Origin of the sequence: Streptomyces sp. NPDC051740 (assembly GCF_044453165.1) — a bacterium.
In the GTDB taxonomy this organism is placed as follows: Bacteria; Actinomycetota; Actinomycetes; order Streptomycetales; family Streptomycetaceae; genus Streptomyces; species Streptomyces atrovirens.
In genome coordinates this window covers 198,759-212,062 of sequence record NZ_JBITCL010000009.1, presented here as the reverse complement: position 1 = coordinate 212,062, position 13,304 = coordinate 198,759, and the positions used below count along the sequence as shown (strand labels likewise).

The window sequence follows — 13,304 nt, the reverse complement described above, 5'->3', positions numbered from 1 at the left end:
GTCGAAGGAGCAGCTCATGGCCAACGTCGTACGTGCCGCTCTGGTCCAGGCCACCTGGACCGGTGACACCGAGTCCATGCTGGCGAAACACGAGGAGCACGCCCGTGAGGCGGCCCGGCGGGGCGCGAAGGTCATCGGGTTCCAGGAGGTGTTCAACGCCCCCTACTTCTGCCAGGTCCAGGACCCCGAGCACTACCGCTGGGCCGAGCCCGTGCCCGACGGGCCGACCGTCCACCGGATGCGGGAGCTGGCCCGCGAGACCGGCATGGTGATCGTCGTACCGGTGTTCGAGGTCGAGCAGTCGGGCTACTACTACAACACCGCCGCCGTGATCGACGCCGACGGCACCGTCCTCGGCAAGTACCGCAAGCACCACATCCCGCAGGTCAAGGGGTTCTGGGAGAAGTTCTACTTCCGGCCCGGCAACCTCGGCTGGCCCGTCTTCGACACCGCCGTCGGCAAGGTCGGCGTCTACATCTGCTACGACCGCCACTTCCCGGAGGGCTGGCGGCAACTCGGCATCAACGGCGCCCAGTTGGTCTACAACCCGTCCGCCACGCACCGCGGCCTCTCGTCCCACCTGTGGCGGCTGGAGCAGCCCGCGGCGGCCGTCGCCAACGAGTACTTCGTCGCCGCGATCAACCGCGTGGGCGTGGAGGAGTACGGCGACAACGACTTCTACGGCACCTCGTACTTCGTCGACCCGCGCGGACAGTTCGTCGGCGACGTCGCCAGCGACAGCAAGGAGGAACTCGTGGTCCGCGACCTGGACTTCGACCTCATCGAGGAGGTGCGGCAGCAGTGGGCCTTCTACCGCGACCGCCGCCCCGACGCCTACGAGGGGCTGGTGCGGCCGTGACCGGCGACCTGCTGGGCCGCCACCGGTCCGTGCTGCCCGACTGGCTCGCCCTCTACTACGAGGAGCCCATCGAGATCACCCACGGCGAGGGCCGCCACGTCTGGGACTCACGGGGCAACCGCTACCTCGACTTCTTCGGCGGCATCCTCACCACCATGACCGCCCATGCCCTGCCCGAGGTCACCAAGGCGGTGAGCGACCAGGCCGGCCGGATCGTCCACTCCTCCACGCTCTACCTCAACCGGCAGATGGTGGAACTCGCCGAACGCATCGCGAAGCTGAGCGGCATCCCGGACGCCCGGGTCTTCTTCACCACCTCCGGCACCGAGGCCAACGACACCGCCCTGCTGCTCGCCACCGCCTACCGGAACAGCAACACGATCCTGGCGATGCGCAACAGCTACCACGGCCGCTCCTTCAGCTCGGTCGGCATCACCGGCAACCGCGGCTGGTCCCCGACCTCGCTCTCCCCGCTCCAGACGCACTACGTCCATGGCGGCGTGCGCACCCGGGGCCCGTTCGCCGCGCTCGACGACTACGACTTCGTCGCGGCCTGCGTCGACGACCTGAAGGACGTCCTCGGCCACACCCGCCCGCCCGCCGCACTGATCGCCGAGCCGATCCAGGGCGTCGGCGGCTTCACCTCGCCTCCCGACGGCCTGTACGCGGCCTTCCGCGAGGTGCTGCACGAGCGGGGCATCCTGTGGATCGCCGACGAGGTGCAGACCGGCTGGGGCCGCACCGGCGAGCACTTCTGGGGCTGGCAGGCGCACGGCCGCGGCGGACCGCCCGACATGCTGACCTTCGCCAAGGGCATCGGCAACGGCATGTCCATCGGCGGGGTCGTCGCCCGCGCCGAGATCATGAACTGCCTGGACGCCAACAGCATCTCGACGTTCGGCGGCACCCAGATCACCATGGCGGCGGGCCTCGCCAACCTCAACTACCTGCTGGAGCACGACCTCCAGGGCAACGCCCGCCGGGTCGGCGGCCTGCTCATCGAGCGGCTGCGGGCCGCCGCCGCCCACGTCCCCGCCGTCCGCGAGGTGCGCGGGCGCGGGCTGATGATCGGCATCGAGCTGGCGAAACCCGGCACCGACGAGGCCGACCCGGCGGCCGCGTCCGCCGTCCTGGAGGCGGCCCGTGCGGACGGCCTGCTCATCGGCAAGGGCGGCGGCCACAACACCAGCGCCCTGCGCGTCGCCCCGCCGCTGTCCCTCAACGTCGCGGAGGCCGAGGAAGGCGCCGGGATCCTCGAACGCGCCCTGCGGAGCACGTCGTAGCACCGGCTCGCAGAAGCTCGCAGAAGCTCGTAGAGAGGGAGCACCATGAGCAGCCGTACCGTCATCCGTGGTGGTCTGGTCATCACCGCCTCCGACGAGATCCACGCCGACGTCCTGATCGAGGACGGCCGGATCGCCGCCCTCGCGGCCTCCGCCACCCCGGCCGCCGACGCCTTCACCGCCGACCGGACCATCGACGCCACCGGCAAGTACGTCCTCCCGGGCGGGGTCGACGTCCACACCCACATGGAGCTGCCGTTCGGCGGCACCTCCGCCTCCGACACCTTCGAGACCGGCACCCGGGCCGCCGCCTGGGGCGGTACGACCACCGTCGTCGACTTCGCCGTGCAGAGCGTCGGCCAGTCCCTGCGCCAGGGCCTGGACGCCTGGCACGCCAAGGCCGAGGGCACCTGCGCCATCGACTACGGCTTCCACATGATCGTCTCGGACGTCAACTCCGAGACGCTGAAGGAAATGGACCTTCTGGTGGAAGAAGGTGTCACGTCCTTCAAGCAGTTCATGGCGTATCCAGGAGTCTTCTACTCCGACGACGGCCAGATCCTGCGCGCCATGCAGCGCTCCGCCGAGAACGGCGGGCTGATCATGATGCACGCCGAGAACGGCATCGCCATCGACGTGCTCGTCGAACAGGCCCTCGCCCGGGGCGAGACCGACCCCCGCTACCACGGCGAGGTCCGCAAGGCCCTGCTGGAAGCCGAGGCCACCCACCGCGCCATCCGGCTCGCCCAGGTCGCCGGGGCCCCGCTGTACGTCGTCCACGTCTCCGCGGCCGAGGCGGTCGCCGAGCTGGCGCGCGCCCGCGACGAGGGCGGACACGTCTTCGGCGAGACCTGCCCGCAGTACCTGTTCCTCTCCACCGACAACCTCGCCGAGCCCGGCTTCGAGGGCGCCAAGTACGTGTGCAGCACCCCGCTCAGGCCCAGGGAGCACCAGGCCGCGCTGTGGCGGGGCCTGCGCACCAACGACCTCCAGGTGGTCTCCACCGACCACTGCCCCTTCTGCTTCACGGGCCAGAAGGAACTCGGCCGGGGCGACTTCTCCAAGATCCCCAACGGTCTCCCGGGCGTGGAGAACCGCATGGACCTGCTCCACCAGGCCGTCCTCGACGGACACATCTCCCGCCGCCGCTGGATCGAGATCGCCTGCGCCACCCCGGCCCGGATGTTCGGCCTGTACCCGAAGAAGGGCACCCTCGCGCCCGGCGCCGACGCCGACGTCGTCATCTACGACCCGCACGCGGAGCAGGTCATGTCCGCCGGCACCCACCACATGAACGTCGACTACTCGGCCTACGAGGGCAAGCGGGTCACCGGACGCGTCGAGACCGTCCTCTCGCGCGGCGTCCCCGTCATCACCGACCGGGAGTACACCGGGCGGGCCGGACACGGCGTCTACACCCCGCGGTCCACCTGTCAGTACCTCACCTAGGAGAGCCGCGCATGGACTTCGGACTCGTCCTGCAGACCGACCCGCCGGCCGCACGGGTCGTCAGCCTGATGAAGCGCGCCGAGCGCAACGGCTTCACCCACGGCTGGACCTTCGACTCCGCCGTACTGTGGCAGGAACCCTTCGTGATCTACAGCCAGATCCTGGCCAACACCGCGAAACTGAAGGTCGGTCCGATGGTCACCAACCCGGGCACCCGCACCTGGGAGGTCACCGCCTCCACCTTCGCCACCCTCAACGACATGTACGGCAACCGCACCGTCTGCGGCATCGGCCGCGGCGACTCCGCGATGCGCGTCGCCGGACGCAGGCCGGGCACCCTGGCCCGCCTCGGCGAGGCCATCGACGCGATCCGCGACCTCGCCGAGGGACGCGAGGCCGAGGTCGACGGGCAGCCGCTGCGGATCCCGTGGGTGCGGGACGGGAAGCTGCCCGTCTGGATGGCCGCGTACGGGCCGAAGGCGCTCGCCCTCGCCGGACGCAGGGCCGACGGCTTCATCCTCCAGCTCGCCGACCCGTACCTGACCGAGTGGATGGTGAAGGCCGTGCGCGCCGCCGCCGTGGAGGCGGGGCGCGATCCCGCGTCCGTCACCGTCTGCGTCGCCGCCCCCGCGTACGTCGGCGACGACCTGGCGCACGCCCGTGAACAGTGCCGCTGGTTCGGCGGCATGGTCGGCAACCACGTCGCCGACCTGGTCGCCCGCTACGGCGAGCACTCCGGCCTGGTCCCCGAGGCGCTGACGTCGTACATCAAGGAACGGCACGGCTACGACTACAGCCACCACGGGCGGGCCGGCAACCCGTCCACGGACTTCGTCCCCGACGAGATCGTCGACCGGTTCTGTCTGCTCGGCCCGCCCGAGGCGCACATCGAGAAGCTGCGGGCACTGCGGGAGCTGGGCGTGGACCAGTTCGCCGTGTACGACATGCACGACGCGCAGGAGACGACGATCGACGCCTACGGCGCGGAGATCATCCCGGCACTCCACCAGTAGTAGTCCTCGCCGAAGGGGCCCGCCCATGACCGCGACCGTCCCGCCCACGCCGTCCGGCCCACCCATACCCGACCCGGCGGGACGCGTCGAACTCCCGCCGGGCACCACCCTCACCGACAGCCGCTTCGTCAACGACGACCTGCTGCCCGTCCCGCTGGCCCGCCGCCGCTGGACGACGTACAACTTCACCGCCCTGTGGGTCGGGATGGCGCACAACATCCCCTCCTGGCTGCTCGCCTCCGGTCTCGTCGCGCTCGGCATGGACTGGAAACAGGCCGTGTTCACCATCGCGCTCGCCAACGTCATCGTGCTCGCGCCGATGCTGCTGACCGGTCACGCCGGACCCAAGTACGGCATCCCGTTCCCGGTGCTGGCCCGCGCCTCGTTCGGGCTGCGCGGCGCCAACCTGCCGGCGCTGATCCGGGCCGGGGTGGCCTGCGCCTGGTTCGGCATCCAGACCTGGGTCGGCGGCCAGGGCATCTTCGTGCTGCTCGGCAAGGTGTTCGGCGGCTGGGCCCAGGCGTCGGAGGTCGGGGGCCGGCCGTGGACGCTGTGGGTGTGCTTCGCGCTGTTCTGGACGCTCGAACTGGCCATCATCCACCGGGGCATGGAGACCCTGCGCCGGTTCGAGAACTGGGCCGCGCCGTTCGTCATCGTGGGCGCGCTGGTGCTGCTGGTCTGGATCGCGGACAAGGCCGGCGGTCTCGGACCGCTGCTCGGCCAGCCGTCCCGGCTCGGCTGGGGCGCCGACTTCTGGCCGGTGTTCTTCCCGTCCCTGATGGGCATGATCGCGTTCTGGTCGACCCTGAGCCTGAACATCCCCGACTTCACGCGCTTCGGCGCGGGGCAGCGCGCCCAGGTCTGGGGCCAGACGCTCGGACTGCCCACCACCATGACCCTGTTCGCGCTGCTGTCGGTGTTCGTGACGTCCGGCAGCCAGGCGGTGTACGGGGCCCCGGTGTGGGACCCCGTCGCACTCGCCGGGAAGACCGACAACGTCTTCGGGCTGCTCTTCGCCCTGGTGACGGTGCTCGTCGCCACCCTCTCGGTGAACATCGCGGCGAACGTGGTGTCACCGGCGTACGACCTGGCGAACCTGGCACCGCGGCTGATCAGCTTCCGCACCGGCGCGCTGATCACCGGTGTCGTCGGCGTGCTGATCATGCCGTGGAAGCTCACCGGGACGCCCGAGCTGTACATCTTCACCTGGCTGGGTCTCGTCGGCGGGCTGCTCGGCACCGTCGCCGGGATCCTCGTCGCCGACTACTGGATCGTCCGCCGCACCGCCCTGGACCTGCCCGACCTGTACACGCCCGGCGGGCGGTACTGGTACACCTCCGGCTGGAACCTGCGTGCCGTCGCCGCCTTCCTGGCCGGCGGGGTGCTCGCGGTGGGCGGCTCCCACTCGGCCCCGGGGAAGGGTCCCTTCCCCGAGGACGGGCTGATCCCCTTCCTGAAGCCCCTCGCGGACTACGGCTGGGCGGTGGGTCTGGCGGCGTCGCTCGTCGTGTACGTCGCGCTGATGGCGGGCCACCGGCGCGCGTGAGCGTACCGGGGGCTACCGGGCCGTGCCGAAGTCCTGGGTCCAGTAGGAGCCCGGCTGGGCGAGACCGACACCGATCTCCTTGAAGGCGCAGTTGAGGATGTTCTCCTTGTGGCCGGGGCTGGCCATCCAGCCGGCCATCACCTGCTCGGGGGCGGAGTAGCCGTAGGCGACGTTCTCGCCGTAGGTGCTCCAGCCGTAACCGGCGCGGGTGATGCGGTCGCCGGGTGAGGAGCCGTCCGACCCGGTGTGCGACATGCTGCCGCTCGCCGCCATGTCCTCGCTGTGGTCCTGCGCGGCCTTGGTGAGGGTGGCGTTCACCTTCACCGGGGAGCAACCGACCTTGCCGCGCTCGGCGTTGACGAGTTCCACGACCTTGGCGACGGCACCGGAGGCACCGGCGGGCCCGGGGGCCCCGGTGGTGGGCTCCGGGGAGGCCGTGGTGGGCTTCGGAGCCGCGGTCGTGGGCTTCGGGGCGGCCGTGGTGGGCTCGGGGGCCGCGGTCGTGGGCCTGGCGGTGGGCTTGGAAGCGGCCTTGGAGGCGGTTGCCTCGGGGGCCTTCGTCTTCGGCTTCTGCGACGGCTCCGCGCCGCTGCCCTCCGGCGTACCGGGCTTCGAGGCGCTCGCGGTGGCGGTCGGCGTGTCCGACGGTACGGGCGTCGGCTCACCGTGCTGCCGGCTGCTCCACCGGTCGTACCAGTCGGGGTCGCCCCACCTGTCCTCGGCCCCGGCCGCCGTGCCCCGGTCCTGCCGCTGTCCCTCGTCGGGCCAGTCCGTGCAGGCCATGGCGACCGAGGGTATGCCTATGACTCCTACGGCGACCGCCGCGACGACCGTCCGCCGGTACTGCTTCTGATGGCGATGCTTTCCCATGCGTGACCTCACCCCTGCTGTCCGGAGGCTGGTCATTCTTGGGACGCCCCGGCGCCGGGCGCAAAGGGCTCTTCTACTACCGCGCCTCGTAGACCGGTGAGGGCCTTGCGGCGGACGGGAGACCGTGCCGACCTGCCCGCCAGGGGCCCTCCGGGGCGCCTGCCGCGCCGTCAGAAACCCCCGTGCGACGAAGAAGGCGTGACGCCCGGCTCCCCGCCGGACCACCACCCGCCGGAGCCCGTTCCGCATTCACGGCAAGACGGACAAGTCCCCTATGTCGCCGGAGGGATTCCTACTAAGCGACCCGAACAGATCGTCGACTCGCGTGACGGATGTCACGGAACCATCAATTCCGGTTCTTCTTCAGGGCCGCCATCCCCTCTTTCGCGGCCTTGATGGCGCCCTTGTTGATCTCGTCCGTGCTCGGCGCCTTCTTCGACTCGAAGTCGCTGCCGTTGTACGTCACGATCACCAGCGCGTTGGAGGCGCGGGCCACCACCACGCCCTCGCGCGTCTGCTGCTTGTCCTCGGTGGTGAGGTTCACGACGGAGTACGCCGCGTCCCCGAGCCCGGGGACCGCGCCCCCGCCGCTCTTGTCCTCCAGCCGCCCCTGGTACGACCGCTCCGCCGCCTCGTCCGACTCCAGCACCTCGAAGGAGACGTCGAGCCAGCGGTACTCGTAGCCCTTGAGCGCGTTCCAGGAACAGGTGCGGCGCAGCTTCGAGTCCGTGGACCGGATCTCCTTGCCGGCCGTCTTGGCGCCCGGCACAAGGGACTTGACGCTCTTCTCGGCGACGCTGTCGCAGGGCGCCGGCGCGGCGGTGTACGTCTTCGCCACCTGTGTCCGCGAAGGGGCGGACGCGGACTGGGTCTTCGTCTTCCCGGTCGGCCGGTCCGCGGCTTCCGGCGGCGCGGCCGGCGTACCGGAGGACAGCGCCCAGCCGGCCGCGGCGAGGACGATCACCGGGGACAGGCGCGCGGTCAGGGCGATCGGCAGAGGAAAGGAACGCACGGCGCACTCTTCATGGGGAACGGTGCGGAGGGGGTCCGCACAGCGGACGGGACGCCAGTGTCACACGCGTTCCCGTGGTGCGGGAAGGGCCAACTCGCTCCGTGCAGGGGCGGTGACAGGTGCGTACCGCCAAAGGCGCCGTCTTGCCTCAATTACCCCCGTGAAGAGGTGATTTGCGCGCCTCACGGCACGCGGGCGGTCCAGTCCGGCGTGGTGAACTTCGTCCGTGCCAGTTCCTCCGCGAGGGCCAGCTCCTCGTCCGTCACCTTGCCGTCCGCCGACCCGTACCGGGCGCGGAACGAGTCGATCATCCGCTCGATGACGGCCTCGCGCGGCAGACCGGTCTGCCGGCGCAGCGGGTCCACCCGCTTCTTCGCGCTCTTGGTGCCCTTGTCGGACAGTTTCTCCCGGCCGATGCGCAGCACGTCGAGCATCTTGTCGGCGTCGATGTCGTACGCCATCGTCACGTGGTGCAGCACCGCGCCGGGGCCGCCGTCCGGACCCACGATCCGCTTCTGCGCGGCACCCGCGATCTTTCCCTGGTCGGTGGCGATGTCGTTCAGCGGCTGGTACCAGGCCCGGATCCCCATCTCGCCGAGCGCGCCCAGCACCCAGTCGTCGAGGTAGGCGTAGCTGTCCTGGAACGACAGCCCCTGCACCAGCGCCTCCGGCACCGACAGCGAGTACGTGATGGTGTTGCCGGGTTCCACGAACATCGCGCCGCCGCCGGAGATCCGGCGCACCACCTCGATGCCGTGCCGCCGGGCGCCCTCGGCGTCGACCTCGTTGCGCAGCGACTGGAAGCTGCCGATGATCACCGCCGGGGCGCCCCACTCCCACACCCGCAGCGTCGGCGGACGCCGGCCCGCGGCGACCTCGGCGGTCAGCACCTCGTCCAGCGCCATGTGCAGGGCGGGCGGCTGCGGGCCCTCGTGGAGCACCTGCCAGTCGTAGTCGGTCCAGTCGGTGGCGTGCGCGAGCGCGCGGCGCACCGCGATGCCGACGCCCTCCGAGGTGAGCCCGTACATCACGGTCCCCTCGGGGAGGGCCGCGTCGATCCGCGCGGCCAGACCGGCGGCGCCGGTGTCGGCGGGGGCGCCGTCCAGGGCGCGGTTCACGGCGTCCAGCGCCTCGTCGGGTTCGAGGAAGAAGTCGCCCGCCACCCGCGCGCGGCGCAGCACGCCGTCCTCCACGTCCACGTCCACGACGACGAGCTTGCCGCCGGGAACCTTGTACTCACCGTGCACGACTCCGCCTTTCACCGCTGCCGTGGACACCAACACCGACGGGGGCGGGGATGTTCCGCGCCCGCGCGGCCCCGGGGCGGGCCCCGCCCCGTCAGTGGTGGATCGACCAGCCGCGTTCGCCGAGGGCCGCGCTCAGGGCGGGGGCCGCCGCGGGGTCCACCATGAGCTGTACCAGCCCCGCCTGCCGGCCGGTCGCGTGGTCGATGCGCACGTCCTCGATGTTGACCCCCGCGCGTCCGGTGTCCGCGAAGATCCGCGCCAGTTCGCCCGGCCGGTCGCTGATGAGGACGGCCACCGTCTCGTAGGAGGCGGGCGCCTCGCCGTGCTTGCCCGGCACCCGGCCCCGGCCCGCGTTGCCCCGGCGCAGGACGTCCTCGATGCCCGCCGCGCCGCCGCGCCGCTTGGCCTCGTCGGCGGACTGCAGGGCCCGCAGCGACTCGACGGTCTCCTCCAGGTCGGCCGCCACCCCCGCGAGCACCTCGGCGACGGGCCCGGGATTGGCGGAGAGGATCTCGATCCACATCCGGGGATCGGAGGCGGCGATCCGGGTCACGTCGCGGATGCCCTGGCCGCACAGACGCACCATCGTCTCGTCCGCGGCCTCCAGCCGGGCGGCGACCATCGAGGAGATGAGCTGGGGCGTGTGCGAGACGAGGGCGACGGCCCGGTCGTGGGCGGCGGCGTCCATGACGACGGGCACGGCGCGGCAGAGCGCGACCAGTTCGAGGACGAGGTTCAGCACCTCGGTGTCGGTGTCCGGCACCGGGGTGAGCACCCAGGGCCGGCCCTCGAAGAGGTCGGCGCTCGCCGCGAGCGGGCCCGAATTCTCCTTGCCCGCCATCGGATGCGTACCGATGTACGAGCGGAGGTCGAGGCCCAGGTCCTCCAGCTCGCGCCGGGGCCCGCCCTTGACGCTGGCGACGTCGGCATAACCGCGCGCCACCCCCGCGCGCATGGCCTCGGCCAGCACCGAGGCGGTGTGCGCGGGCGGCACGGCCACGAGCGCGAGATCGACGCGGCCGGGCGGCGGCTGGTCGCTGCCGGCGCCGAGGGCCACCGCCGTCCGGGCCCGGTGCGGGTCGTGGTCGGTCAGGTGGACGGTGACGCCGCGCCCGGCGAGCGTCAGGGCCGCGGACGTGCCGATCAGTCCGGTTCCTATGACCAGGGCGGTCTTCATCGGACGCCGCCCCCGGGGCTGATCGCCGCGCCGCGGGGGAGGGCCCCGGGCCCTTCGTGCCGTTGCTCAGTGTTCACGTGCTCCATCCAGGTTCGGAGGGACCCTTCACCCGCACCGCGGTGGTCCGGGATGTGGTGTCAGTCGTCCCAGTGGTCGAGGACCCGGCGCCGGATGCGCTCCGGATACGCCTGGGCGAAGGAGCTGTGCGGGAGCCGGCCCTCGCCCGGGGCGGGCAGCAGCCCGTCGTGGAAGACGATCGGGCCGGACTGGAGAGCGCGCTCCTCGTGCGTGTAGCAGTTCAGCAGCGGGTGGACGAAGCCGTACCACGCCTCCGACCGGTCCAGCGGGTGGATCCGGGTGGCCAGTGCCCACAACAGGTCGGTGTCGTCGGCCGGGTCGATGTCGTCGTCCAGGACGAAGGTGGCCGCCGTGGCACGGCCCGAGTGGGACTCGGAGAGCACCTTGCCGATCCGGTGCGTGAGCTCGGCCGAGTCGACGCCGGGCAGCCGCTCCCGCCAGTCCCGCGGGACGGTGACCACCATCCAGTGCGACGCCGCGCGCAGCGGCGACCAGGCGGTGGTGACCGGCAGTCCGGCGGCGCGCAGCTCCGCCAGGACCTCGGCCGCCTGTCCGACGCCCGTCACGGTGTGGAACTCGTCCACCGGCCGTCCCTCGGCCACCAGCGGCCAGATCGGGTCGTCGCGGTGGGTGATGGCCTCGACCGTGTACACCGGCTGCATCGACGTCTCGGTGGAGCCGTACCCGGCGAACTCGCCGAACGGACCCTCCCGCGCGTCGCGGCCGACGGACAGGTGCCCCTCGATGACGATCTCCGCGCCCGCGGGCACCTCCAGGTCCACGGTCTCGCACCGCACGACGTCGACCGGCTCGCCGTGCAGCGCCCCGATGTAGCCGGCCTCGTCGACCCCCGGAGGCAGCGGGATGCCGCCGACGAACGGGATGGCCGGGTCGCCGCCCTGCACCAGCGCGTACGGCATCGGCCTGCCGGTTTTCACCCACTCCTGCCAGATCATGCCGATGTGCTGCGCCGGTATCACCAGGCCGGTCATGTGCTTGCCGTCGATCAGCATGATCCGGGCGATGGACCAGTTGGTCCACCGGCCGTCCGGCGTCCTGGCGACGATGATCCCCCAGGTGTTGGCGTAGGCGCCGCCGTCGAACTCGTGGACGCGGGGCACCGGGAAACGGTCGAGGGTGGCGTCGTCGCCCAGCAGCACGTTCTGCTTGCAGGGCGCGTCCTCCCGCGCGACCGGCCGCGGGGGCACGGGCCGCGCGTCGCGGGTGCGGGCCAGGTGGTCGACCAGTTCGGCCGCGGTGGTCCCGGCGGGCAGTCCGACGGACAGCGCGACCCGGGCCAGCGGCTTGCCGGGGGCGGCACTGAGCGCGGCGGGCGCCCCGAGCAGCCGGAAGCCCGGAGCGACGCCCTCCACGTTCTCGAACAGCGGGGCGGGCGACTGCCGTTCGCAGGACAGCCGGCTGATCGCGGCGGCCTCCAGGTCGGCGCTCACCGGCCGTGTGACGCGGTGCAGGTCACCGAGGGCCTCCAGCGCGTCGAGGTAACCGCGCAGCTCGCCGAACCGGATCACCGGCCTGGTCGTGGGGTCGGTCGTGGGGCTGGTCATGAACGGGCGCTCCTCTGCTTCGAGCCGTTGTGGCGTACTGCGGGGACGCCGGCCGTGGGGGCCGCCCGCCCGGCCGAGGGCCGCGGAAAGCCGTCCCAGCGCCGGGCTCCGGCGGCCTCGAGCCCGAACTGGTCGAGAACGCGCATGACGATGTGGCCGACGATGTCGTCGACCGACTCCGGGCGGTTGTAGAAGGCGGGCATGGGAGGCACGATCGAGACGCCCATGCGGGCGAGTTCCAGCATGTTCGCCAGATGGATCTCGTGGAGCGGGGTCTCCCTCGGCACCAGCACCATCCGGCGCCGCTCCTTGAGCGTCACGTCGGCGGCGCGGCCCATCAGCCCCTCGGCGTACCCGGCCCGGATGCCGGCCAGCGTCTTCATGCTGCACGGGACGATCACCATGCCGTCGGTGGGGAACGAGCCGGAGGAGATCGCCGCCCCCTGGTCGTCGGGTGAGTAGGTGACGTCGGCCAGCGCGGCCACGTCGCGGGCGCTCAGGCCGGTCTCCAGCTCCACCGTGGCGCGTGCCCAGCGGCTGAGCACCAGATGCGTCTCCACCCGCGGGTTCCTGTGCAACTCGGTGAGCAGCCGCACGCCCAGCACCGCGCCGGTGGCACCGGTCATTCCCACGATCAGTCGCATCCTGCCCCCACCGCAATCTTCCGTGTACGGAATATCCTTGTACTGAATATACTGACCGTCATGACGAACGCAAGCCCCCGGCCGCGGCCACAACTGGAAGAAGCCCTGCCACATCAGCTGCGCAGGGCCGGACAGGCGTGGACGGCGCTGTGGCAGCAGCGCCTGCCCGACCTGACCAGTCCTCAGTTCGCGGTGCTGCTCGCCCTGGACGACCACGGCAGCCTGGACCAGTCCGCGCTCGGGGCCCTGGCGGCGATCGACCGCTCCACGCTCACCGTCCTGCTGGACCGCCTGGAGGCGCGCGGGCTGGTGACCAAGGAGATGGACCCGGCGAACCGCAGGCGCCGCATCGTCGCCCTCACCGGCGCCGGCCGCGGGCGGCTGACGGAGGCGGTCGAGGAGGCCGCGCGACTGCACGCGCGGGTGGAGGACCTGCTCGGTGAGCGGCGGACGGGGCAACTGGTCGAGATGCTCCGCGTCCTGGGCGACATGCCGGTGCAGCCCTCCTCCGGCGCGCACGGACCCGGGCGGCCGGAATCCGGGAGTCCGCACTCCTGACGC

12 protein-coding genes are annotated in these 13,304 nt (G+C 71.8%); 6 read left to right on the top strand and 6 right to left on the bottom strand.

Annotated features, from left to right (window positions below; all coding sequences use genetic code 11):
- The first annotated feature begins 16 nt into the window (after nucleotides 1–16).
- Genes ACIA6T_RS17790 through ACIA6T_RS17770 form a run of 5 tightly spaced genes read left to right on the top strand, consistent with a single transcriptional unit; the run spans nucleotide 17 to nucleotide 6,150 of the window.
- Nucleotides 17–859 carry a nitrilase-related carbon-nitrogen hydrolase gene (locus ACIA6T_RS17790; RefSeq protein WP_073931194.1) on the top strand — a complete coding sequence of 281 codons (843 nt, stop codon included), beginning with the start codon at nucleotides 17–19 and terminating at the stop codon, nucleotides 857–859.
- A complete protein-coding gene (locus ACIA6T_RS17785; RefSeq protein ID WP_399447397.1) occupies nucleotides 856–2,142 on the top strand; it encodes an aspartate aminotransferase family protein in 1,287 nt (428 codons plus the stop codon). The genes ACIA6T_RS17790 and ACIA6T_RS17785 overlap by 4 nt, the downstream gene beginning before the upstream one ends.
- A 45-nt stretch (nucleotides 2,143–2,187) precedes the next feature.
- On the top strand, nucleotides 2,188–3,591 hold the full coding sequence (gene hydA, locus ACIA6T_RS17780; protein WP_399447396.1) for a dihydropyrimidinase: 1,404 nt from the start codon (nucleotides 2,188–2,190) through the stop codon (nucleotides 3,589–3,591).
- Nucleotides 3,592–3,602: 11 nt separating this feature from the next.
- Nucleotides 3,603–4,604, top strand: coding sequence for a TIGR03842 family LLM class F420-dependent oxidoreductase (locus tag ACIA6T_RS17775; RefSeq protein ID WP_399447395.1), 1,002 nt, complete (start codon nucleotides 3,603–3,605; stop codon nucleotides 4,602–4,604).
- Nucleotides 4,605–4,629: 25 nt separating this feature from the next.
- Nucleotides 4,630–6,150, top strand: coding sequence for an NCS1 family nucleobase:cation symporter-1 (locus tag ACIA6T_RS17770; protein WP_399447394.1), 1,521 nt, complete (start codon nucleotides 4,630–4,632; stop codon nucleotides 6,148–6,150).
- A 12-nt stretch (nucleotides 6,151–6,162) separates the two neighbouring features.
- Here the strand turns inward: ACIA6T_RS17770 and ACIA6T_RS17765 are convergent, their stop codons facing one another.
- From ACIA6T_RS17765 to bagM, 6 genes are all read right to left on the bottom strand, one after another.
- Nucleotides 6,163–7,020, bottom strand: a complete 858-nt coding sequence (locus ACIA6T_RS17765) for a CAP domain-containing protein (RefSeq protein ID WP_399447393.1) — start codon at nucleotides 7,018–7,020, stop codon at nucleotides 6,163–6,165.
- Nucleotides 7,021–7,366: 346 nt separating this feature from the next.
- Entirely contained in the window at nucleotides 7,367–8,032 is a 666-nt protein-coding gene (locus ACIA6T_RS17760) for a hypothetical protein (protein ID WP_399447392.1), read from the bottom strand.
- Nucleotides 8,033–8,214: 182 nt separating this feature from the next.
- Nucleotides 8,215–9,279: a biotin/lipoate A/B protein ligase family protein gene (locus ACIA6T_RS17755; RefSeq protein WP_399447391.1), complete on the bottom strand. Its 1,065-nt coding sequence runs from the start codon at nucleotides 9,277–9,279 to the stop codon at nucleotides 8,215–8,217.
- 91 nt (nucleotides 9,280–9,370) lie between these two features.
- Nucleotides 9,371–10,456: a prephenate dehydrogenase gene (locus ACIA6T_RS17750; protein WP_399447390.1), complete on the bottom strand. Its 1,086-nt coding sequence runs from the start codon at nucleotides 10,454–10,456 to the stop codon at nucleotides 9,371–9,373.
- A 137-nt stretch (nucleotides 10,457–10,593) separates the two neighbouring features.
- A complete protein-coding gene (gene bagN / locus ACIA6T_RS17745) occupies nucleotides 10,594–12,099 on the bottom strand; it encodes a bagremycin/ferroverdin biosynthesis UbiD family decarboxylase BagN/FevL (RefSeq protein ID WP_399447389.1) in 1,506 nt (501 codons plus the stop codon).
- Nucleotides 12,096–12,743 (bottom strand): bagremycin/ferroverdin biosynthesis UbiX family decarboxylase BagM/FevK, encoded by a 648-nt coding sequence (bagM, locus tag ACIA6T_RS17740; protein WP_399447388.1) that lies wholly within the window; start codon nucleotides 12,741–12,743, stop codon nucleotides 12,096–12,098. The genes bagN and bagM overlap by 4 nt, the downstream gene beginning before the upstream one ends.
- Before the next feature lie 60 nt (nucleotides 12,744–12,803).
- On the opposite strand from bagM, the gene bagL reads away from it, so the two are divergent.
- A complete protein-coding gene (gene bagL, locus ACIA6T_RS17735; RefSeq protein WP_399447387.1) occupies nucleotides 12,804–13,301 on the top strand; it encodes a MarR family transcriptional regulator BagL/FevM in 498 nt (165 codons plus the stop codon).
- The last annotated feature ends 3 nt before the right edge of the window (nucleotides 13,302–13,304 follow it).

Coding starts and splice junctions, on each gene's coding strand:
- ACIA6T_RS17790 (WP_073931194.1), top strand. CDS start 17: ATGGCCAACGTCGTACGTGCCGCTCTGGTCCAGGCCACCTGGACCGGT.
- hydA (WP_399447396.1), top strand. CDS start 2,188: ATGAGCAGCCGTACCGTCATCCGTGGTGGTCTGGTCATCACCGCCTCC.
- ACIA6T_RS17775 (WP_399447395.1), top strand. CDS start 3,603: ATGGACTTCGGACTCGTCCTGCAGACCGACCCGCCGGCCGCACGGGTC.
- ACIA6T_RS17770 (WP_399447394.1), top strand. CDS start 4,630: ATGACCGCGACCGTCCCGCCCACGCCGTCCGGCCCACCCATACCCGAC.
- ACIA6T_RS17765 (WP_399447393.1), bottom strand. CDS start 7,020: ATGGGAAAGCATCGCCATCAGAAGCAGTACCGGCGGACGGTCGTCGCG.
- ACIA6T_RS17750 (WP_399447390.1), bottom strand. CDS start 10,456: ATGAAGACCGCCCTGGTCATAGGAACCGGACTGATCGGCACGTCCGCG.
- bagN (WP_399447389.1), bottom strand. CDS start 12,099: ATGACCAGCCCCACGACCGACCCCACGACCAGGCCGGTGATCCGGTTC.
- bagM (WP_399447388.1), bottom strand. CDS start 12,743: ATGCGACTGATCGTGGGAATGACCGGTGCCACCGGCGCGGTGCTGGGC.
- bagL (WP_399447387.1), top strand. CDS start 12,804: ATGACGAACGCAAGCCCCCGGCCGCGGCCACAACTGGAAGAAGCCCTG.